This window comes from Atribacterota bacterium (assembly GCA_039638595.1).
GTDB lineage: Bacteria > Atribacterota > Atribacteria > Atribacterales > Caldatribacteriaceae > Profundicultor > Profundicultor thermophilus.
In genome coordinates, this window is sequence record JBDIWM010000021.1 from 14373 (window position 1) to 36799 (window position 22427).

Consider the following 22427-nt stretch of genomic DNA (forward strand, 5'->3'; position numbering starts at 1 on the left):
TAATCATTTTTGAGAAAGGGGATAATATTTGTGACCAAACGACTCTTTCTGGTGCCATTCTTCTTTGCACTCATCGTCATCGGTCTGGGTATTTCCGGTGTAGGAACGGTTATTCCGGCTATTTCCAGGTCTTTTGCTCTTCCCTATCCGGTGGTGGGGCAGATTTTCCTTTTTCAGGGAATCGGGTACTTCCTGTCGCTCTTTGTGGGTGGGTTTCTGGGAAACGTTGCTTCTCAGAGCCTTATTCTTCGAGTGGGATTTATTCTGGCAACTTTGGGTTTTCTGGGCATTGCCGTTTCCCCTTCCTTTTTCCTGGTGGTGATTGCTTTTCTCCTTATGGGAGTTGGAGTGGGGTTTGTCGATTGTATGGTCAATCCGGTAGCGACTGCAATATTCAGGGATCGGCCAGGCGAAACACTGAATTTCATTCATGCCTTCTTTGGTCTGGGTTCTATGGTCTCACCTCGTTTTTATACTTTATTTTCTTCGGGAAGATATGATTGGCGGGACCTCTACGGGGTAATTACCGTCTTTACTGCCGTATCCTTGATACTCTTCCTTCTCCCCTTTATTCCCAGGAAGGTACACACCACTTCTTCTTTTCGGGGGTTATTTCCAGTTTTTCGAAAAAGGGCCTTTTGGCTTATGGGATTCACCATGTTTTTCTATGCTGGAGGTGTGGCTACCCTCAATGGATGGCTGGTGTCATATCTTGTGGAACGGAATTTGGTCGTTGAACGAGGAGCACTCATTCTTTCCTACTTCTGGTTGGGTCTTTTTGTGGGAAGGATAGCACTGGCTTCAATATCCGACCGGCTGGGGCACCTGAGGCTGATTCGTTTTGGTTCTCTGAGCGGAGTTGCGATGGTGCTTCTGGCCCTTTTTATGCCGACGGGGTCTTTCTGGTCTTCGTTTTTCTTTTTTGCCTCGGGTTTTGGGCTTTCAGTCATTATTCCCACCACGCTCGCCTATGCGGTAACTTCTTTCCCCGATATGGCTTCACTTGTTTCGGGATGGGTCCTGTTTAATAATGGTTTTGGCACTTTACTTTTTCCCTGGTTAGGGGGGATCGTGGGGGGACGATTAGGGCTTGGAGTAGTGCTTTTTGCAGTGCCATTCTTTCTATTTATGATGTTCCTTTGCCAACAACTTTTGGTGAACACGGCTCAGAGGGAAAAGAGAAATGGGTGACCATGGTCTTTGGGAAAAGACACTGGAGGTATTGAAGAAGATAGGAGCAAGGCCTTCTGCGTCGGCAAAAGAAAAGGAGCTCTTGTCTTTTGTGCGGGATACTTTGCAAAATCTTGGTATGATGGTGGAATGGGATGATTTTCCAGCACCTTCTACCTATACCTGGGGGCATCTTTTGCTCTGGGTTGGTCTGGCTCAGGCGGGGTTACTGGTGGTGGTGGTACCGCTTTGGTCAGTTCTTTCAAGCCTTTTTTTCCTCCTTGCGGAGTACCTGGAACTCGCCACCTTTCCGGTTTTGAGTTCGCTTTTTTGTTTTCACCGCTCAGCCAATGTGATTGGGAAGTATAGTCATATTCCAGAGTTTGTTCTTATGGCCCATGTTGACTCGGCAAGGCCATCAATCTTTTTCCATCCCCGATTTGCAACCAATCCTCGCTTCTCGCTCTTACTTCTTGTTTACTCTTCACTCTTCATTACTGGAAGTAGTATCTTTGCGATGTTCTGGAGTCGTGAGGTGTTGTTTTGGGTGGCATTTTTCCCATCACTTTATCTTATTTTTTTAGCACTGGGACACCTACATCGGGAATTCTGGATGGTCCCTTCGCCGGGTGGTAATGACAACGGAAGCGGGGTCGCCGTGGTTTTAGAGCTTGCTAAAAGACTCAAAGAACGAGGGGTTCCTTTCTGGGTGGTTTTCACTGGGGCCGAAGAGTCGGGCACCTGGGGTGCTCTGCATTTGCTCCAAAAATATGGTCCCCTTTTGAAGGGAAAGCCGGTGCTGAATATCGATAGCGTTGGCATCGGTGCCTTAACTGTGGCCACCAGGGAAGGAATGTGGAAATTGTACCAGGCGACACCGGGTCTTGTGGCTGGTTTTCAATCCTTGCAGGAATCTGTACTCCATTTTCGACCCTACCTGGGACTTTCCACCGATGCTACGCCACTTTTAGCTCGGGGGTTTGAAGCACTCACCATTATTGCGCTGGGCGAAAATGGTCTACCGGTTCACTGGCACTGGGGTACGGATACCGTTGGAGCTTTAGAGAGGAACAACCTGGTACAGGTAGTCCAGATTGTGACTCGCTGGGTGGAGGAGCGATATGGTCATGCTTCATAGCGTGGAATTGGTGCTGGCCATCCAGAGGATTTCTCATCCTTTCCTGGTTATTCTCTTTCGGGGAATTTCGTTTCTGGGGAGCGAATTTTTCTATTTTGCAGTGCTGGTTTTTCTTTACTGGGGTATGCATCGGCGTTTGGCTTTCCGTTTGGCTCTGGGTGTGTTATTTTCGCTATACTGGAATTTTCTCCTCAAGGATTTTTTTCAGATTCCTCGACCCCAGGGAGAGGGGTTGCGAATCTTAGAAAAGCCCGAGGATTTCTCTTTTCCCAGCGGTCATGCGCAATCAGTAGCCACGTTCTGGTTTCTTCTGGCTTTTATGATGCATAAATCCCGGTTCTATTTTCTGGCAGGAATTCTAACGGTGCTTATTTCCCTTTCTCGACTCTATCTTGGCGTTCATTTTCTTCAAGACGTTTTGGGGGGAAGTTTATTGGGGATTATTGTAGCCATTCTCGGTTTTGGTCTTCTGCGGTTCTTTTCTCAACGGAGGTTCTCGTTCCTGTTGACCGTACCGGTGCTATTTTTGATTAGTTTCCTCCTTTTCCTTTACGCACCTTCTTCCTTAGGAGTGAAAGTAGCGGGGTCGTTGAGTGGGGTTCTTTTTGGTTACTGGTTCACCGGTTTTTTTGAATTGCCAGAACGTTCTTTTACAAAGAGGGACTGGTTCTTGGGAATTCTTTCTCTTCTTCTTATCTATTTGGGAGGGAAAATGCTTCCCTTTTCAGGAAATTGGTGGCTTTTTGTACGGTACGTGATCCTCAATTACTTTGCCACCTTTGGTTTTCCGTTCCTGGTCAACATGAAGGCACGGCCAAAAGAACCCACAACTCATTGTTAGTCAGGAATTTCATATTTTGCAGAGCTCACACCCCTTTGCGAATTCTCCGCCGGTGTAAGGAGGTACATTTCGATTCATAGAAGGATTTGATATCATTATAAAAATAATGGTTGTCGGAAAATTTTTATAAGTTTTTGATTGTTCAATACTCAAAAGGGGGCTAACGATATGGATGAAGTAGACCTGGAGCAGCAGTTAGACTCATTCTCCTTGGAAGAACGGAAATCGGCTTTTCTGGCGCTTGTAGAGAGGGCAAAACGGGGTGGAGTCGTGTTTCCAGAGCCATTGCCGCTTGTCAATCTCCATTTTCATACCTTCTTTTCTTTCAACGCCTGCGGGTATTCTCCCCTTCATATTCTCTGGTTAGCAAAAAAACGCGGTTTACGAATGGCTGGGAGTGTCGATTTTGACGTCCTGCATGCTTTGCCTGAGTTTTTGTGGGGAGGTCTTACGATTCACCTTGCGGTGAGTTCGGGTTTGGAGACCCGGATTTTTCTCCCAGAATTTCGGGATAAGGAACTGAGTTCTCCCAATGAACCGGGGGTTGCCTATTATATGGGGAATGGTTTTACTCGTCTGCCAGAGGAGGGTTCTCGGGCTGAGGTCATCCTTACCAAGCTCTATCAGGTTGCTCAGAGCCGGAATCGAAAGGTACTGGAGAAAATTAACAACTATCTTACCCCTGTTTCGGTTCATTATGAAAAGGAAGTGCTTCCACTCACGCCTTCCCAAAATCCCACCGAGCGTCATCTCGTGGTGGCACTCGTAGCGAAGGCTGAGGAAATTATTCCTGATTATGAGGAGCGGGTTCGTTTCTGGAGTGAGAAACTGGAAGAGCAACCGGAGAAGATAAGGACACTTTTTACAGATTTGGCCTCTTTCTATGACCTAATCCGGATGAAGCTCATGAAGTTCGGGGGGGTAGGGTATGTCAAACAGGACGCAGGAGATTTTCCCACCTTGCAAGAAGTGAATGAGATGATTGGAGAGCTTGGTGCCGTTCCCTCATTTTCCTGGTTGTATGGTCTCAGTAGTGGTGAACAGGATACTGCTCAACTCTTTGATTTCTGTCTCGATCGAGGGGTGGAGACCATCTTCTTCGTACCGGATCGGAACTGGAATGTGCCGAGCGAAGAGGAACGGCGGGTCAAAGTGGAAAAGATGTATAGGATGGTTGAAGAGGCAAAAAAGCGGAATATGCCTATTTTTGTGGGGACAGAGCTCAACCGGTATGGTCAGAAATTTGTGGACGATTTTGATTCGCCCTATCTTGTTCCTCTTGTGCCCTACTTTTTGTGGAGTGCGTCACTGCTCTGGGGTCATGTGGTCATGGAGCTTGGAAGTCGAAGGGGCTATTCGAGTTCCTGGGCGAAAAAACATCTTCCGGACCGCCGAGTTCGTAACGAATTTTTTGCTCGTCTGGGAGGAAAAATTCCTCCGCTACAAGAAATCATTGATGAAGTCAATCAGAAGTCAACCAAGGCTTTGGTGGCTGAATTTGTTGGATAGCCATGATTCTTACCGTAACGCCGAATCCTTGCCTTGACCGAACTCTTTTTGTGAGGGAACACAAAACCAGTGGAAACATAGAGGTGGAAAGGATTCAAGAAATCGCTGGTGGGAAAGGGTCAAACGTCTGTCGAGTACTGCGGGAACTGGGAAGTGAAACAATTCACCTTCTTTTCTTAGGAGGATATGTGGGAAGACAGGTCCTTACACTCCTTGAGAAAGAGGGGATTGAGAGTGCGCCAGTGTGGATGGAAGCACCGACCAGGGTCGTGACTACGGTGGTTGACCGGAACTGGCATCAGCTGGTATACTTTGAACCACCACCTTACGTCACAGAAAACGAAGAAATCGCCTTTCTTTCCCGGTTTCGGGAACTTGGTGAAAGGGTTGATATGGTTCTTCTTTGCGGAAGTGTTCCACCTTCGCTTCTAGATTTCTATGAAAAGATTCTCGTTTTAAGCCAAAACAGACGAGTTCTCATTGACGGAAGAGGACGACTCTTACGAACGCTTTTACGTTATCCTTTCGGTTTAAAAATGAACCGGGAGGAAGCAGAAGTGACCTGGGGGCAACCATTACACAGTGAAGATGACTGGCAGCAGTTTTTCAACTTCTTTTTCGGTCAGGGTGTGAGAATTTTTCTTCTCACCCTTGGTCAAAAAGGCGCCCTTCTTGGAACTCCTGAAGGATTTTACGGGGCCATTCCCCCACAGGTGGAGACCATCAATCCGGTTGGCTCAGGCGATGCCTTTCTGGCTGCTTTTGCGCATGTGTTTTGTAACACGTTATCCTTGGAAGATGCCCTGCGATGGGCAGTTGTAGCTGGTGCTTCCAATGCCATGGTTTGGGAAGCCGGAAGGGTTGACAGGGTCTGGGTTACCGAGCATCAGAAAACCGTCAAAGTGATGAAGAGCACTCGTTTATACCATTTCCAGGATTTTTTAAAGTTATAATAGGTTTTTCTTTTGAGTGTGTATTCTGTCCTGATTTTGGTGTTTCCAAGCGAGGTGTCGAGCAATGGCAAAGAGAGGTCGTCCGGGGGGTCGGATTGCTTCTAAAAAGCGTGATGGGTTGGTGGAGCGTATCTCTACCTTCCAAGACCGTTTTGAGGCGTTCCTTGAGGCGATAGAGCTTTTTTTGTCTTCAGGGTTGGAAGGGTCAAAGGTCTGGAAAAAAGAAGGACGACTCTTTTTACAGAAAGTTCGCTTGGTTTTTAATCTTGACTGGGTGGGTGTTTTTGGGGCTTCGGAAAAGAACCGTTTGTCTTGCTATGCCGAAGAGTCGGCTCTGCAGGGGGAAGTTTTCCCCACGGAAATCGCGCTTGACGAGTTTCCCTGGTTTAGAGCGCATATTGAAAAAGGAGAGGCTCTCTTTGTATTTCACGCTACCGGACTTCCTCAGGAAGCCCAAAGAGAAAGAGATTTTCTGGGCGGTCAATCGATTTCTTCGTTTTTTTGTTTTCCGCTCTATGGGAGAGATTCGCTGCGCGGGGTTCTCCTTGGCTTTACAGTGGGATACGGGAAAGCTTGGTTAGACTGGGAGAAACGCTTTCTTGAAAAATTGGGACGTTTGCTCATCATCTTTTGGGAAGCGTATCAGGTTGAGGACCATTCTCAGCAAGAAGCGTCTTTGTTCCGTTTAATCCTCGAAAACGCACCGAGTGTGATTGCTCTCAAGGACCATCAAAGTCGCTTCCTCTGGACGAGCGCCTTCCATCTCCAAATCATGGGTGTTTCCAGGCTTGAGGATGTGGTCGGCAAAACCGATTTTGACTTCTTTCCCCAGGAAGAAGCGCAAGGATTTTACCGGGACGAACAAGAAATTATCGCCACCGGAAAGCCGGTTGTGAATAAGGTGGAAAAAGCTCACTTCCGCGATGGAACCATCCACTGGATGTTGACCACCAAAGTACCAGTAAAAGACGAGAACGGTGAAATTGTGGGAATTCTTATTCTGGCCCGGGATATCACCGAGTGGAAAGAAGCTGAGGAGAAATTGGATTTGGAGCGGCGATTTCTTTTGACCGTCTTAAATACGATTCCTGACGCTGTTTATGTGAAGGATACCAAACACCGGTTTGTGCTCCTTAACGAGGCCTGTGCGAAACACCTTGGTTTTTCCTCCCCGCAGGAGGTCATTGGAAAAACCGATTTTGACCTCCATCCTCCGGAGTTGGCTCGGTATTACTGGGAAGAAGAAGAGAAAATTCTTAACACTCGTGGTGCCGAGATTAACGTCGAACGTGAGGTTGACGATTTTTCTGCGGGCGCAAAGCGGCAGATATGGGTTTTGGTTCATAAGGTTCCGGTTTATGACGAGCATGGTCGAGTTGTGGCCCTTTTGGGAATTAATCGGGATATCACCGAACGGAAGGAAATGGAAAAGGCATTTCTTTTCGAGAGAAACCTCCTTCGTTCGATTATTAACGCCGTTCCTGACCACGTATACGTTAAAGACCGGGACCACCGTTTTGTCCTTGTGAACGAGGCGGATGCAAAGCACCACGGTTTTGCTTCTCCGGAAGATATGGTTGGAAAAACCGATTTTGACCTCCATCCTCCGGAGTTGGCTCGGCATTACTGGGAAGATGAAGAAAGAATTATCCAAACTGGTGAGGTCCTTTTGAACGATGAACATTTAGTGTATGACTTTTCTACCGGAGAGAAGAGGGCAATCTGGATTTCGACTAATAAAGTGCCACTGTACGATGACCGAGGAAACATTGCGGGTATGGTAGGAGTGAACCGGGATATTACTGGACGTAAGGAGATAGAAGAGGCTCTCAGAGCATCTGAACGGGAAAAAGATTTGATCCTCAACGCCCTTCAAGAACAGGTGACCTACTACAATCCGGATTTCCAGATAATCTGGGTGAATCAGGCGGTGCTTAGGAATTTTGGACTTTCTCCCCAAAAAGTTATTGGAAGACGCTGTTACGAGGTCATTGAGGGAAGAAGTGCTCCTTGCCCAGGATGTGCGGTGGCGAAAGCGTTCAAAAGCGGAAAACCCGAAGAAGGAGAGGTGACAGCGTATAACGGTACCATATGGCATCAGAAAGCCTACCCCATCCTTGATGAGAACGGTAAAGCGTTTCGGGTGGTGGAAATCTCTGTGGACATAACGGAACGCAAAAAAGCTGAGGAGCAAATCCGTTATCTCAGTTTTCATGATCCTCTTACTGGTCTCTATAACCGCTTTTTCCTGCAGGAGGAACTGAAAAGGCTTGATGCTCCGAGACAACTTCCTTTGAGTATCATTATGGGTGATGTGAATAACCTCAAATTGGTGAATGACGCTTTCGGACACGAGGTAGGAGACGAACTCCTTAAGCGGATGGCCTCAATTCTTTTGCGCTCTTGCCGAAAGGAAGATATTGTGGCTCGCTTTGGGGGTGATGAATTTTTAATCCTCCTTCCCCAGACTTCTTCCATAGCAGTGCAGGAAGTGATTGAAAGAATCAGAAAGTTGTGCCGAGAAGAGTGGAAGGGAACCGAAAAGCACATTCCTTTGAGTATTTCCTTAGGGTACGCTACAAAGGAGCGGGAAGAGGAAAATGTTCAAGCAGTCATCAACGAAGCTGAATCGCGGATGTACCGGAATAAGCTCGTGGAGAGCCGCAGTGCCCGTTCAGTCCTCATTGCTTCTTTAGAGCGTTCTCTCTGGGAAATTTCGGAAGAAACTGAGGCTCATTCCCGGCGTTTGCGGGACATGGCTCTTCGCATGGGTAAGGTGCTCGGTCTTCCTTCTTCTGATCTTGATGCTTTGGAACTCCTGGCCCGTTTGCATGACCTAGGCAAATTGGGGGTTTCGCGGACGATTCTTTCTAAGCCTGGTCCTTTGAATGAAAAAGAATGGGAAGAAATAAAAAAGCATCCTGAGATCGGTTACCGGATTGCCCAGGCTTCTCCGGAACTCCTCCCTGTGGCTGAGGGAATTCTCACCCATCACGAACGCTTTGATGGGAGTGGGTATCCTCAGGGCCTGAGGAGAGAGGAGATCCCCATAATTGCCCGCATTATTTCCATCATTGATGCGTTTGACGCTATGACCAGCATACGCCCCTATCGCAGGCCCTTGACCCGGGAAGAAGCACTCCAGGAAATTCGGAGGAACGCCGGAACTCAATTTGACCTCTTTCTTGTTGAGGTATTTTTCAGAGTTATGGGTGAAAATACCGATGTAGTCAACTCTCGTCCTCAGTGATACTTCACTGGCTTTTCTTCCAGAGTATTTTGATATCGCTTTGAAAAAGCTTTTTATTGAGCGCAAGATGCCCAATAATCAGAAGGAAGAACACCCATCCTCCGACAGGATGAATGGTGAACACGAAACGCCATAATGTGGCATTGAGTGAAAATCCCTGATTGGCGAGCCAGAGGATGGTGCCAGTGGTGAACATGAGAAGAACAAGGACAATCATTCCCAGAGCCCGCGCTTTGATGAGCGTTGTCTACATGATGAAAATCTCCTCTTCGAGGGGTAATACTTTTACAGGAATTCTTATTCCCGCGGCTGGTGGAGGAGGCAAAATAGACCACCCCTTCTCGGGGGCTGAAGGGGTGGTGGGAAGAGGAAGGGAGATTATACCCAGCCACGAAGCTTCATGGCTTCAACCACACGTTGAACCGCCGTGACATAGGCAGCCTGGCGCATGTGGATAGAGTAATTTTTTGAGGTGTTCAAGACGGTGTGGTAGGAGGTGGTCATTTTTTTATCAAGACGTTCCAGGACTTCTTCTTCCTCCCAGTAGTACATGTAAAAGTTCTGGACCATTTCGAAATAGGATACTGTAACTCCTCCGGCGTTACAGAGGAAATCGGGGATAACGTGGACACCCTTTTTGTAGAGGATTTGATCGGCTTCAGGAGTGGTGGGACCATTCGCCAGTTCGGCTACAAGTTTGGCTTTAATGCGGGGAGCATTTTTCTCAGTAATCACATTCTCTAAAGCAGCGGGAACAAGGATATCAACTTCGAGTTCCAAAAGGTCTTCGTTCGAAATCCTCTGTCCACCGGGAAGGTTCACTACCGAGCAGGTGTCATTTTTACACCGTAAGGCTTCGTTAGGATCAATTCCCTGAGGATTGAAAGTCCCTCCCTGGCTATCGCTGACGGCGACGATTTTCGATCCAAAAATGGTGTTGAGGAGCAAAGACGCGTAGTACCCAGCATTACCGTATCCCTGTACGGCAACGGTGGCCTGGGAAAGGTTGATTCCCAGAACTTTTGCAGCCTCTCGAATGGCGACCATTCCTCCCCAGGCGGTGGCTTTATCTCGGCCCTTTGAACCCCCTACGGGGAGCGGTTTTCCGGTAATCACTCCGAATTGATTTTTCCCGGCGATTTTTGAATATTCGTCCATCATCCAGGCCATAATCTGAGGATTGGTGTATACATCCGGAGCAGGAACGTCCTTATCGGGTCCAATTAAATGGTAAATGGCCTGGATGTATGCCCGGCTCAGCCGTTCCAGCTCTCTCTGGGACATTTCTTTTGGGTTACAGATAACCCCTCCCTTGGCGCCTCCAAGCGGTAAGTCCATTACGGCGCATTTCCAGGTCATCCAGGCAGCGAGGGCTCGCACGGTATCAATGGTTTCTTCAGGGTGAAAGCGGATACCACCCTTGGTGGGGCCTTTGGCATCGTTGTACTGAACTCTGAATCCCTGAAAAACTCGGATAGAACCATCATCCATTCGTACCGGGAGCGAAACGTGAATTTCACGGGCTGGAACACGCAGAACCTGGTGAATCCCAGGGTCCAGGTTCATGATCCGAGCGCATTCATCAAGCTGCTGCTGAGCCATGGCAAACGGATTTGAGTGAACCATCTTTGGTGCCTCCTCTTCATAGAGTTTTTGTCATACGTCGACCAAAATGACCAAAAATAAAAAAAGACGTTCCCACTTTCCCTTGAGAACGCCTTTGTTCCCTTAAGTTACCCTCGCTGGTAACTTCATGATTATTGCTTTGCAATTATGTAAGAAATATAAGAAATATTTTTGAAAATTTCAAGATGGGAAAGAATAAAAATTTCTATTTTCTAAAATTGTGCATTGAGAGGCTATGCAAGGTAGGGGTTCTTGATTACGGAGGCTTTCGATCTGGAGAGTGAGAAATGAGGAAAAGGTGAGAAGTTTATGACGATTCCTTTTATTGACAGGTTTTACAGAGTTATGTTAGAGTTAATTTGAGATTTGTATCTTGAACTTTTGCTCAAATTTTGAGGCTTGTGAGCTGGAGGGTCAGGTGGTGGAGGGATACCTTTTAGGTATTGACGTTGGGACCAGCGCCGTCAAGGTTGTTCTTTTTGATCTCCAGGGAAAAGTTGTGGCAGCCACAAACAAGACAGTTCCTATTTACAGCGAGAAGCCGGATTATGCCGAGCAGAACATGAATGAAATCTGGGATATCACCACGCATTCTATCGCCATGTGTCTCGCCGAATCTCGCATTGATCCCACTCGCATTGTTTCTATCGGTGTGACCGGACAGGGGACCGGTTGCTGGCTGCTTGATGAATCGTTGCAACCGTTGGGTAATGCCGTCATCTGGATCGATGGCCGAGCAAAATCGATGCTCGATGAATGGAAAAAGGATGGGAGGCATCTTTTGGCTTTTGAGAGGTCCAGTAACAGCATTTTTACTGGTTCTCCGGTGGCAGTTTTAGGGTGGCTTAAAGAGGAGAAACCGGAGATACTGAGGCGGGCAAAGCATTTCCTCTTCGCGAAAGATTGGATTCGATATAAACTCACCGGGGTTCTGGCAACTGATGCGTCTGATTTCTGTATGTTCCCTCTTTCGTTAGACGGAGAAGTGCATTCTATCTTGGAGATTTTCGGTCTTGAGGAGCTTGAAGAAATCTTTCCTCCAATGCGAGAAGCATGGGAAGTGGTGGGAACGGTAACCCGGGAAGCTGCTTCGTGCACTGGTCTTCGGGTGGGAACCCCCGTGGTTACCGGAGTCGTCGATGTTGCTGCTTGTGCTTTGGCTTTGGGAGTTCTTTGCTCTGGACAGGCCTACTCGATTTTGGGGACGACTTGTTTTAACGCCTTTTTGACTGAGCGATCTTCTGCGCTTTTTGAACCGCCAGGAGTGGGTATTTCGGTTTTTTACCCTCTGAAGGAAACTTTTTTACGAGCTATGGCTACAATGTCGGGGACATTGAGTCTTGATTGGTTTCTCACTCATGTTCTGCGAAAGGAAAAAGAATTTTGTGAGCACAAAGAGGCACTTTTTGTTCGTTTAGAGGAAGAAGTCCGGCAAATTCCTCCTGGGGCAGAAGGCCTGGTTTTCCTTCCGTATATCAGCCCTGGTGGGGAACGGGCACCTTTTGTGGACCCGAGAGCACGAGGGGTATTTTTTGGTTTGAGTTATGCCCATCGCGATATCCATCTTGCTCGAGCGGTATATGAAGGGATTTCGTTTTCGGTTCTGGATTGTTTCCAGTCCCTTGCCGCCCCTTTCCAGGAAATGAGGCTTTCAGGCGGAGGAGCAAAAAGTAATTTCTGGTGCCAAATGGTTGCCGATATGACTGGGGTAAAAGTGGTTGTCCCCCGAGTAAGGGAGCTGGGAGCCCTGGGAGTAGCGCTTTTGGCTGGGGTAGGAGTGGATGTTTTTGCTGATCTTCACCAAGCGGTGGCTGAGACGTTTCAGGTGGATCGAATTTTTTATCCTGATTCTTCCTTGCATCAATTCTATCGGGAAAAATTTCTGGTCTATCGAAAACTGCGTGAAGCGCTTGGTGTGATATGGGAAATAAATGACAAAATTCAAGAGAAAATACCTTTTCTTTTAGAGGCGGTAAAGAATCATGAAGGCTCTGGTTCAGAAAACCAAAGATAAACAAAGTATTGTCTTGGAGGATATTCAAGAACCGTTTCCGGGGTATGGAGAGGTGAAGGTAAAAGTTATCGCTGCTGGGATTTGCGGTACCGATGTTCATGGGATTTCTTCGCTTAAACCTCCGGTGGTTCTGGGTCACGAGTTTGCTGGCGTGGTGGTGGCAATTGGAGAAGGGGTAGAGAAAGTTAAAGTAGGGGATCGGGTGACCTCAGAGACAACCGTTTTCCATTGTGGTCAATGTATCTATTGCCGTGAGGGACACTTCAACCTTTGCCCACACCGTAAAGGTATCGGGTCAGGCGTTAACGGAGCGTTTGCCGATTATATTGTGGTTCCCGAAGCCACAGTACATGTACTTCCTTCTTTTCTTTCGTTCGAAGAGGGAGCAGTACTTGAACCTTTGGCCTGTGCGGTGCATGCAGTTGTAGAGCAGGCAAAAGTGGCAGGAGGGGAAAAAGTGCTCGTTCTTGGTCCTGGCCCCCTGGGAATTTTGGTAGCCTGGGTGGCCCGCTCGCAAGGTGCACAAGTGATTTTAGCTGGTAAAGCCGATGACGGAGAGAGGCTAAAGAAGGCCCAGGCCTATCCCCTTGATTTTATGCTTGATGTGGACTCCATGAACCTTCAGGAATTCGTAGGGAGCAAAATCAGTCTCTATGGAGTGGATGTGGTTTTTGAATGCTCGGGAGCCCTTCCGGCAGTGTATTCTGGCCTAGAACTCCTTCGGAAAAGGGGCCGTTTTTTTCAGTTGGGGATTCTCCATAAGGATGTTTTGCTTGATTTTGATGAGTATCTTTTTTCTCGAGAGCTGGTTCTTTCTGGTTCGAGAACTCAGAAAAAATCAAGTTGGGAGAAGGCCATAGCGATGCTCATTGAACACCGATTTCCCCTCCAGGATTTAATTACCCATGTATTGCCTTTGGAAGACTGGCAAAAAGGATTCATGTTAACCAGGATAAAAGAGGCCATTAAAGTCATTTTGAAACCCTGAATGGGGGAATTGGTCAACATTATTTTAGTGGTGCTTGACTTTTTGGGCTTTTTTTGTTAGTTTGTTAAATAACAATTGTTATGTAAATGGAGTACATAAAGGGGTGATCCATTTGGCATTGTTGCAGCTTGCTGTAGGAACCTGGTGTATGGGAGGGGTGGCGGACCGTTTTCTCCCTCAAGGATATGAAAACCCGGTTGGTTTGAAGGAGCGCGTTGCACGTATCAAGAAGGTAAAGGATATCACCGCGGTTGAGTTTTTCGATGATGAACTGGAGTCAATGGCCCCCCAGGACTTGAAAACGTTGCTCGATGACCAGGGCTTGAAAGTGAGTGGAATTAATTTTAACACCCATGGTCGACCAAATTGGCAAAGAGGAGCATTGACCTGTCCTGACACCAAGCGTCGACGCGAGGCGATTGACGGGGCAAAAAGAACGATCGATATTTTGGGAATTTTCGACTGTTCCACGCTGGGTTTATGGTTGGGTACCGATGGTTTTGATTATCCATTTCAGGTTGATTATGCGAGAGCCTGGGATTCACTGCTTGAAGCCGTTGCGGAAATCGCCGATTACAACCCTTCGGTACGCATTTCCCTTGAGTACAAGCTGAAAGAACCACGTCAGTACATTTTTCTTGGGAATGCGTTCCAAACCCTCTATCTCATCAAAACCTTAGGAAGGAAAAACGTTGGTGTCACAGTCGATTTTGGCCATGCTCTGATGGCGAAAGAAAACCCGGGAGAAGTGGTTTCGATTTTAGCGAAAGAAGGTGTTCTCTATAATATCCATTTTAACGACGCGTACCGGGAATGGGACGATGACCTGATTGCTGGAAGTACCAACCTTTATGAGACCCTGGAATTTCTCCATTACATTAAAAAATCTGGTTACCAGGGGTATGTTGGTTTTGACATATTCCCCTACCGCATGGACCCGGTGAAGGCGCTGGAACTTTGTGTGATGAACACCCGGGCTCTTGAGAACCTGCTGAATAGAATTGATTTACAATCCTTAGAAGAAGCGCAGAAAGGAGGAGATGCTGGTCTTGCACACCAGGTAGTGCGGAAAGTGTTTTTTGATTAATTTTTTGGTGGGGAGGGAACCCGTTGTTTTTCTCTGGCGAGTAAGAAAGGAGGGTGTGTCATGAGAAGGAGTCTGTTATTGATGGTCGTGGTTCTTTTCCTTGTGGGTGTTGTTTTTGGGGTGGAGGCAAAGGTCAAACTTTTCCTCCCCCCCGGTGAGAAAAATCCGGATGTTGATTTTAGTGGTATCGAGTTGACGGCTATTCATGATTCTGGAGCGGGAAGGATTTTAGAGTGGTACGCACCACTTCTTGAAAAAGAGTGTGGAGTGAAGATTAAAAGAACCGAGATGGTGGATCTTCCTAAGTTGCGAGAAAAAGCCATGGGGGATCTTCTGGCTGGAAAACCAAGCTATCAAATCATCGAAATTAACCCTCGATTCATTGCCGACTTTGCCCTGACAGGTCTCATAGAACCCCTGGACTCCTATTTTGAAATGTACGACGAAGCCGATGTCAAAAAATACCTCGACGATGTTCTTCCCACCTATCGGGAATTCTACATGAAGTGGGGTGGAAACTACTGGGCGATACCTTTTGATGGCGATATCCATCTTTTCAACTATCGCAAGTCGTACTTTGAAAATCCCGAGTATCAAAAAATGTACAAAGAGCAGTTTGGCAAGGAACTGGCTCCCCCTGAGACCTGGGATGATTTTGTGAATCTGGGAAAATTCTTCAAGCAGGTTCTCCCTGCTGACATGTATCCTACCATGTGGTGGTTGCTGCCTCCGGATGGGTCTGCGTTCTATTTTGACCTGGCAGCTGCCTATGGGGTGATGTATTTCAGTGATGACATGGAGCACGCACTTTGGCCTCGGGATAAAGCCATTGAGGCGATGAAAAAAATGGTCGAAACCGCTCCCTATTGTCCTCCGGGAGTTGCCAATTTTGGGTTTACCGAAACAGTCGATTACTGGTTAGCAGGGAAGGTTGTTTTCCAGATCTGGTTCATTGACATTAACGAATGGGGTCAAATGGGGCAACCTGAAGTTAAGGGTGACGTGGTGAATGCTCCCATGCCCGGGTACAGAGACCCCCAAACTGGTGAGGTGATTCGTCGGGCCATGGCTCCTTATAACCGGTTCTGGATTATTCCCAAAAATCTTCCTGATAAAGTCAAACAGGCTGCATTTTACGTGATGCTTCGAGTTTCAAGTCCGGTGTACAGCATGTACTCGGTTGCCGATACCTACTGTGGCATGGATCCGTATCTCTACTCTCATTTCACCGATGAAGCAGCAATGCAGTATACCAAGCCAAATCCGCTCCGGGATGTGGCTCCTGATTGGCCGGAAAATATTGCTACTTTTTCCTCTTTTGAAGAAGCTCGCAAACACCTTGACGGAGGCCTTGCGAATCTGAAGGTGGCTTTCCCGGAAATCAACTGGCCTGGTGCCACTGAGTACACCGAGTCTCTGGCGCGATGGGTCCAGAGGGCTATGAGCGGAGAGGTCACACCTGAGGTGGCTATAGAAGAAGCAGCCAAGGAATGGGAAGCTATCCGGGATAAGCTGGGCAAGGAAAAACAAAAAGAATATTACCGGGAGTTTTTAGAGGCTGGTCGTAAAGTAGGGTTCTGGAAGTAGAGGTTGGGGTTCCCTCCCCCGAGATGGTAAGGTGAAAAAAGGAGAAAGGGGTTTCAAAAATGCTTCGAGGGAAATCGAGGAAGATTAAAACTCCCTATTATCTCATTATGCCGCCTCAGGTTTTGATCTGGGTGGTGGTGATTTTCCCCCTTCTCTGGGCGATTTATATTTCCTTCCATGATTGGAATCCGACCATTTCTCCACAAAGAACTTTTGTTGGCATTGGGAATTACCTCAATGTTCTTCGTGATACTCGTTTTCTTTCCGCTCTGGGAAGGATGCTGTACTATTCGGGATTAGGAGTGACGATTCAACTTTTCTTGGGAACGGCTGTGGCTCTGGCGATTGTGGAATACATTCGTTCACCCCGCTGGCGAACTACGGTGCTCGTTCTTTTTCTTCTTCCCATGATGATGGCTGAAGCTGTTGCCGCACAGATGTGGACCCTCCTCATCACTGATACTGGTACAATTAATAACATCCTGGTATGGCTGGGTTTCTCCCCTGTGGGGTGGCGGACAAAGGAACTGGCTTTGACCACCATCATGATCGTCGATATTTGGCAGTGGACAGCTTTGCCACTTCTTATTGCCTATGCAGCGCGGATTTCCATTCCCGATGGTCTCTATGAATCGGCACGTCTTGATGGTGCGTCAAAGTGGTTGATTTTGCGCAAAATTACACTTCCCTATATGCGTGTCCCTCTGGCGATTGCTTTTCTTTTACGTTTCATGGATTCGTATAAGTTTCTGGATAAGGTATTCATTATGACCTATGGTGGTCCGGGAACGGCTACCGAATTACCTACCTTTTATCTCTACCAGACCGCTTTTTCCTATTTTAAGGTTGGCTATGGTGCGGCGATGTCCTGGATTTTTGGCATTATTGCGGTAGTTGCTATGTTCTTTTTCTGGAGATTAGCGAAGCGAATGTCTTAAGGAGTGGGGTTGTATGCGCAAAATGGACTGGAAGCGTTTTTTGGGCATATTTGGTCTTGCTGTCTATGGAATATTCGTGCTTTTCCCCATTTACTGGACCATCAACACCTCTTTTAAGGAGGTAGGCGATGTTTACAAGGTACCCCCCTCTTTTGTTCCCACCAAATTCACTCTGGAAGCGTATAGATTTATTTTTCAGGGAACGGGTCGCCTGGCATTATCCAATAGCTTAGTGGTGGCTATCGGTGCTACACTCATTGCCGTTTTCCTTGGTACCATGGCCAGCTATGCCTATTCTCGTTATCCATTTACCGGTTTGACCAACGAAGGGGCACAATTTAATCTCCTCACGGTACGCATGTTTCCGCCGATTGCTTTTCTTTTGCCCATTTTCTGGTTGTGGAAAACGCTTGGACTTCTTGATACCCACTTTGCTCTCATTGTCACCTACTCTGCGTTTAATCTGCCGTTGGCGGTTTGGCTTTTGAAAGGATTTATGGATTCCTTGCCTCGTAGTATTGAAGAAGCAAGTTACGTCGATGGGTACAGTTTCTGGCAAACCACTCGAAGGGTTGTTCTACCTCTTATCGGTTCTGGACTTGCAGCCACAGTGGCTCTGTGCTGGATTTTTATCTGGAACGAGTTCATCATTGCTTATCTTTTGGGGGGTACCGATGTCATTCTCTACACGGCGTACTTACCAGCTCTGCGGCGGGGAATGCGGATTATGTGGAACCAGATTGCGGCTTTGTCGGTTCTTGCGATTATTCCTTCGGTGATTATTCTGGTGCTTTTCAGAAAATATCTGATTAAAATCTACCTTCGATAACCGGGTGACAAAAATGATTACCGTCTCGGTTTCACATCTTTGGAAGCGATATGGGAAAACGGTGGCACTCCAGGACGTCAGTGCTGAAATTCGTGGTGGCTCTTTTTTCTGTATACTGGGGGAACCGGGAGCTGGAAAAACCACCCTTTTGCGCATTATTGCCGGACTGGAAGTACCCGATGAGGGGGATGTCTTTTTCGATGGTCAGAACGTGACCCTGGTACCCGCCCAAAAACGGAATGTAGCCATGGTTTTTCAGGATTTTGCCCTTTATCCCCACATGACCGTTTTTGAAAACATCGCCAGTCCCTTGAGGGCAATAAAGTTCGAGGAGGGGAAAATTCGGGAACGAATCCACAAAGCAGCTACGTTCCTCAAGATAGGCCATCTTCTGGATCGTTCCCCTCTTTATATTAGCGGTGGCGAAAAACAACGGGTAGCTATTGCCAGAGCCCTGGTGAAAGAGCCTAAAATCTCCCTTTTTGATGAACCACTTGTGAATCTGGATTTTAAAATTCGTGAAGATATGCGAGCACAGTTTAAACTGATGCAAAAGGAATTCAATCAGACCATTGTTTTTGCCACTCCCGACCCCGTTGATGCCATGTCCATGGCTGATCAGGTTCTCATTTTGCATGAAGGAAAAGTGCAGCAATTTGCTACCGTTTGGGAAGCCTATTATCGTCCAAGTAACATGTTTGTAGCTACATACCTGGGATTTCCGCCCATGAATATCCTGCAAGGAGAGTTACGTGAAGAAGAATCGCGTCTTTTCTTTGTGACTTCGGGGCTTAAGGTGGATGTGACCGATTTACCTCACTTTCGGGAAGTCGGAGAGGGAAAACTACTGGTTGGCATTCGGCCTGAACATCTCCTGTTGGGGGGTGAAGAGGGTGGGGAAATAGTATGGGACGGAGAGGTTTTGCTGAGCGAAGTTGTTGGTTCAGATACCATTGTTCATCTGAAAATAGGGGGGGATCTGGCGCTCCGCTCTTTTGTTCCCGGTATTTACCGGGTTGCTGTAGGGTCGCATGTGAAAGTGAATCTTTCGAAAAATACCATTTATGCCTTCAAGGAAAGTGGGGAAAGCGTTGTTTTTCCTAGAAGACATGAGTCTTTGTCCAGCACTTTTTAAAGGGTGAGCTCCCATGGCCCATGTTTTTCTTAAAGAAATCAAGAAGGTTTTTGATAACAAAGTGGTGGCGGTTGACGGTTTAACCTTAGAAATTCCTGACAAAGGTTTGGTAAGCCTCCTCGGTCCTTCGGGGTGTGGTAAGACGACCACCATGCGGATTATCGCCGGGTTAGAATCTCCCACCAGTGGTCGAGTCTATTTCGATGAACAGGATGTAACCGAAGTTTCTCCTGAAACGAGGGATGTAGCCATGGTATTTCAGTTTCCGGTTATTTATCCTGGAATGAGTGTGTACGAAAACATCGCCTTTCCCCTTGTGGCTCGTAAAATGGCCAAGGAAGAGATTAAAAAACGTGTTGAGGAAGTTGCTGAAGTCTTTGAAATCACCGACCTTCTTTCCAAAAGAACGTATGTTCTGGATGCAGGAATGAAACAGAAAGTGGTACTAGCTCGAACCTTTGTTCGGCGTCCAAAAGTGTACCTTCTCGATGAACCGTTAACGGCGGTAGACCCTAAAACCAGAATGGAATTGCGTACCGTTTTAAAGCGATTGCAATCGGACCTTGGTCAAACTATGATTTACGTCACCCATGACCAGAGTGAGTCGCTGACGTTAGCAGACAAAATCGCTGTCATGAACGAGGGACGTCTTCTCCAATATGGTTCACCAGAGGAGGTTTACCGCAATCCTAATAATACCTTCGTCGGATATTTTATTGGAAATCCAGGCATGAACTTCATCAACTGTTCTCTTTCTATCGAAAACGGTGTTTGTATTCTGGATGCTCAAGATTTTCGCCATTTCGTACCAGAAATCCCTCCCTCTTTGGTCAGGGAAATAGGATACAAACCTCTTATTGTCGGTATTCGTCCAGAAAATATTGAAGTCAGCTTTGTTCCTCGCGAACACTGGATTGTTTCTCAATGCATTCTTTCTGAACCCATTGGCAGCCGTGTGGTATTACACCTCAAAGTAGGGGAAAAAGTGATTAAGGCAAAAGTTCCTCGCATAGAGGTAGAACCGGGAGCATCAACCTGGTTCCGCCTCCCGATAGAGTTCCTCAAATTTTTTGATGGAGAAACTATGGAAGCCGTGAGGACGTGAAGGATTATTTTCTAAAGTCACTATGTGGGGAAATGGAACAGAGAATGGAGTAAATCCCTTCAGAGTTTTTTATTTGTGGTAGCTTGTGATGATTCCATCCTCCCAAAAATTTCTCAAATTTTATAACAATTGTTATTTAACGTCTTGACAAGCTGCTGTTGGAAGGAGAAAATGAAAATTGGTAACATTTGTTTTTGGGCAAGTTCTCATTGTTTTGCGGGATAAAAGTACGGAGGTGGTGGTTTTACATGTTATTACCGCCTCTGCGAAGGGGGTGTTATAAAGGATCGAGATTTGCTTTAGGTTTATGGTTCATTTTGGTAACAGTTTATGTATTTGCTAAATTAAAAGAAGGAAATTAAAAGAAGGGAGGGATTTTGGTGAAAAAACTGGTTGTTCTTCTATTGTTGAGCGTGATGAGTTTGGTTTGGGTCAATTTTGCCATATCCCAAGAGGAAGTTACACTGACTGTGGTATGGCATGCAGGGATTTGTGCTGAAGCGTTGTTAGATATTGCAAAAGATTATGAAAAGGTAGCGGGAGTTAAGGTTGTGGGGGCTCTGGTTCCCTATGGCCCTCAGTGGCATGACAAAATTGCTTCGGAGTTTGCTGCTAAGGGTAGCGGTTTTGACTTGGCTGCCTGGGACAGTCAGTCTGTAGCAGAGTTTGCCGGAGGAGGTCATTGTGTTCTGCTGAATCCATATCTGGAGAAGTCCGATAAAGTAAACTTTGACGCTTTCTTGCCAGCGGCTTTGAAACGTTATGGGGAATATCCAGATGGAAGTGGTAATCAATATGCGTTGCCGGTAAATCAGGATTGTTTGGGGTTAATTTATCGTCGTGATCTCTTTGAGGATCCAAAAGAAAAGGAAGCTTTCAAAGCCAGGTATGGGTATGACCTCGAAGTACCTAAAACGTATCGACAACTCAGAGATATCGCTGAATTTTTCACTCGACCAGACCAGGGGCTGTATGGTTTTGCTCAATATGGTGGTCGAGAGTATGATTATTGTACCAGTATGTCAAACACCTTTATATGGAGTTTTGGTGGTGCACTGTGGAATCCCAAAACCTTTGAAGTCAAGGGATATTTGAATAGTCCTGCTTCGATTGATGGAGTCAAATTCTACGTTGATCTGTTTAAATTTTGTCCACCTGGTTCCGAGACCTGGGGTTTTGACGAAGTGAATGTGGCTATGCAACAGGGAAGAGTTGCTATGGCGATGCAGTGGTTCTACTTCTTTGGTTCGATGCTTGATCCGAGTGTTTCCAAAATCGTTGACAAAGTGGGATTCGCCATACTGCCCGGTGAGGTTGGTCGAGATGGGAAGTTCAGAAGAGTGTTCAGTATGGGTGGTCAGGGATTGGGTATCAATAAGTACTCTAAGCATGTTGAAGAAGCCTGGAAGTTTTTGGAGTGGTATATGCAGAAGGACCAACAGATGCGATACGCGAAATTCTGTCAGACTGGAAATAAGTATGTTTTAGAAGACCCAGAATGGCTTAAGTTGAATCCTTACAATGTGCTCTTCAAGGACGCCATGAACTATATTAACGATTACTGGCATCTCCCTGAATATCCGATTTTGCTGGATATCATGCAGGAGGAAATCCATAATGCTCTAACGGGTAAGAAAACCGTTGAACAAGCACTTGCTGACTGTGCGGAGAGACACGAAAGGGAACTTCGAAGAGCAGGATATGAGATCAAAAGAACCGAAAATATTCCTGAAGCACCTTATGAACTAGCTTACGGAGAACCTTACAGTGCCGAGTTAGAGAAATACTATAATTATTAATATTTTCTAAGGCTCTGTTGCAGATAGAGTGAGTGATGCCACTCTATCTGCAACAGAGTGGAGAAATTAGGAGGCTAAGTCGTGAACGAAAATTATTATGAAAGTATCATTGAAAGAAAGAGTAAAGTAAGCGGTATCATACAAGGTGTGGTCTTGGGTCTTTTTCTCTTTTTCACCGTTTTTCCTCTTTTCTGGCTCTTTCTTTCTTCTCTTAAGGATCGGCTGGATATTTTTGCTTTCCCACCTCGTTTTGTCTTTAACCCTACCATCGAAAATTATCGTGGTCTGTTTGTGAAAACTTTTCTGGAAGGTGGAGCGGGGCAGACTGACTTTGCTCTGTGTCTTATCAATAGTTTCATTGCCGCTGGTTTGGGTACCTTTTTGGCGGTTATCCTGGGGGTAATGGCTGGATATGCGTGTTCCCGTTTTCGCTTTTTTGGCAAAAATGACTATTTATT

Annotated in this window: 18 protein-coding genes; 16 read left to right on the top strand and 2 right to left on the bottom strand. The window is 46.6% G+C overall.

Translation table 11 applies throughout. The features are described from left to right. Positions 1-30 precede the first annotated feature (30 nt). From ABDK92_06345 to ABDK92_06370, 6 genes are all read left to right on the top strand, one after another. Positions 31-1191, top strand: coding sequence for an MFS transporter (locus ABDK92_06345; GenBank protein MEN3186242.1), 1161 nt, complete (start codon positions 31-33; stop codon positions 1189-1191). Next, a complete protein-coding gene (locus ABDK92_06350; GenBank protein ID MEN3186243.1) occupies positions 1184-2308 on the top strand; it encodes a M28 family peptidase in 1125 nt (374 codons plus the stop codon). Before ABDK92_06345 ends, ABDK92_06350 begins: the two co-directional genes overlap by 8 nt. Beyond that, on the top strand, positions 2292-3149 hold the full coding sequence (locus ABDK92_06355; GenBank protein MEN3186244.1) for a phosphatase PAP2 family protein: 858 nt from the start codon (positions 2292-2294) through the stop codon (positions 3147-3149). Before ABDK92_06350 ends, ABDK92_06355 begins: the two co-directional genes overlap by 17 nt. Positions 3150-3317: 168 nt before the next feature. Then, positions 3318-4658 carry a hypothetical protein gene (locus ABDK92_06360; protein MEN3186245.1) on the top strand — a complete coding sequence of 447 codons (1341 nt, stop codon included), beginning with the start codon at positions 3318-3320 and terminating at the stop codon, positions 4656-4658. 2 nt (positions 4659-4660) lie between these two features. After that, the gene (locus ABDK92_06365; protein ID MEN3186246.1) at positions 4661-5611 is read left to right on the top strand and encodes a 1-phosphofructokinase family hexose kinase; all 951 of its coding nucleotides are present in this window, start codon (positions 4661-4663) and stop codon (positions 5609-5611) included. A gap of 64 nt (positions 5612-5675) precedes the next feature. Then, positions 5676-8861, top strand: a complete 3186-nt coding sequence (locus ABDK92_06370) for a PAS domain-containing protein (GenBank protein MEN3186247.1) — start codon at positions 5676-5678, stop codon at positions 8859-8861. A gap of 4 nt (positions 8862-8865) precedes the next feature. Here the strand turns inward: ABDK92_06370 and ABDK92_06375 are convergent, their stop codons facing one another. Together ABDK92_06375 and ABDK92_06380 are read right to left on the bottom strand one after the other, a co-directional pair. After that, positions 8866-9078 (bottom strand): hypothetical protein, encoded by a 213-nt coding sequence (locus tag ABDK92_06375; GenBank protein MEN3186248.1) that lies wholly within the window; start codon positions 9076-9078, stop codon positions 8866-8868. 161 nt (positions 9079-9239) lie between these two features. Continuing rightward, a complete protein-coding gene (locus tag ABDK92_06380; GenBank protein ID MEN3186249.1) occupies positions 9240-10487 on the bottom strand; it encodes a Glu/Leu/Phe/Val dehydrogenase in 1248 nt (415 codons plus the stop codon). Positions 10488-10908: 421 nt separating this feature from the next. On the opposite strand from ABDK92_06380, the gene ABDK92_06385 reads away from it, so the two are divergent. From ABDK92_06385 to ABDK92_06430, 10 genes are all read left to right on the top strand, one after another. Further along, positions 10909-12501, top strand: coding sequence for an FGGY-family carbohydrate kinase (locus tag ABDK92_06385; protein MEN3186250.1), 1593 nt, complete (start codon positions 10909-10911; stop codon positions 12499-12501). Then, on the top strand, positions 12470-13489 hold the full coding sequence (locus ABDK92_06390; protein ID MEN3186251.1) for a zinc-binding dehydrogenase: 1020 nt from the start codon (positions 12470-12472) through the stop codon (positions 13487-13489). The genes ABDK92_06385 and ABDK92_06390 overlap by 32 nt, the downstream gene beginning before the upstream one ends. Positions 13490-13601: 112 nt before the next feature. After that, complete coding sequence (locus ABDK92_06395) at positions 13602-14576, top strand: TIM barrel protein (GenBank protein ID MEN3186252.1); 975 nt, start codon at positions 13602-13604, stop codon at positions 14574-14576. A 60-nt stretch (positions 14577-14636) separates the two neighbouring features. Next, entirely contained in the window at positions 14637-16163 is a 1527-nt protein-coding gene (locus ABDK92_06400) for an extracellular solute-binding protein (GenBank protein ID MEN3186253.1), read from the top strand. 59 nt (positions 16164-16222) lie between these two features. Further along, positions 16223-17101 carry a sugar ABC transporter permease gene (locus ABDK92_06405; protein MEN3186254.1) on the top strand — a complete coding sequence of 293 codons (879 nt, stop codon included), beginning with the start codon at positions 16223-16225 and terminating at the stop codon, positions 17099-17101. Between the two features lie 13 nt (positions 17102-17114). After that, complete coding sequence (locus ABDK92_06410; protein MEN3186255.1) at positions 17115-17930, top strand: carbohydrate ABC transporter permease; 816 nt, start codon at positions 17115-17117, stop codon at positions 17928-17930. Between the two features lie 13 nt (positions 17931-17943). Next, entirely contained in the window at positions 17944-19065 is a 1122-nt protein-coding gene (locus ABDK92_06415; GenBank protein ID MEN3186256.1) for an ABC transporter ATP-binding protein, read from the top strand. Between the two features lie 13 nt (positions 19066-19078). Further along, positions 19079-20170: an ABC transporter ATP-binding protein gene (locus ABDK92_06420; GenBank protein MEN3186257.1), complete on the top strand. Its 1092-nt coding sequence runs from the start codon at positions 19079-19081 to the stop codon at positions 20168-20170. A gap of 380 nt (positions 20171-20550) precedes the next feature. After that, positions 20551-21969 carry a sugar ABC transporter substrate-binding protein gene (locus ABDK92_06425; protein ID MEN3186258.1) on the top strand — a complete coding sequence of 473 codons (1419 nt, stop codon included), beginning with the start codon at positions 20551-20553 and terminating at the stop codon, positions 21967-21969. A gap of 81 nt (positions 21970-22050) precedes the next feature. Continuing rightward, positions 22051-22427, top strand: a 377-nt coding sequence (locus ABDK92_06430) for a hypothetical protein (GenBank protein ID MEN3186259.1), incomplete at its 3' end; no start/stop codon positions are given.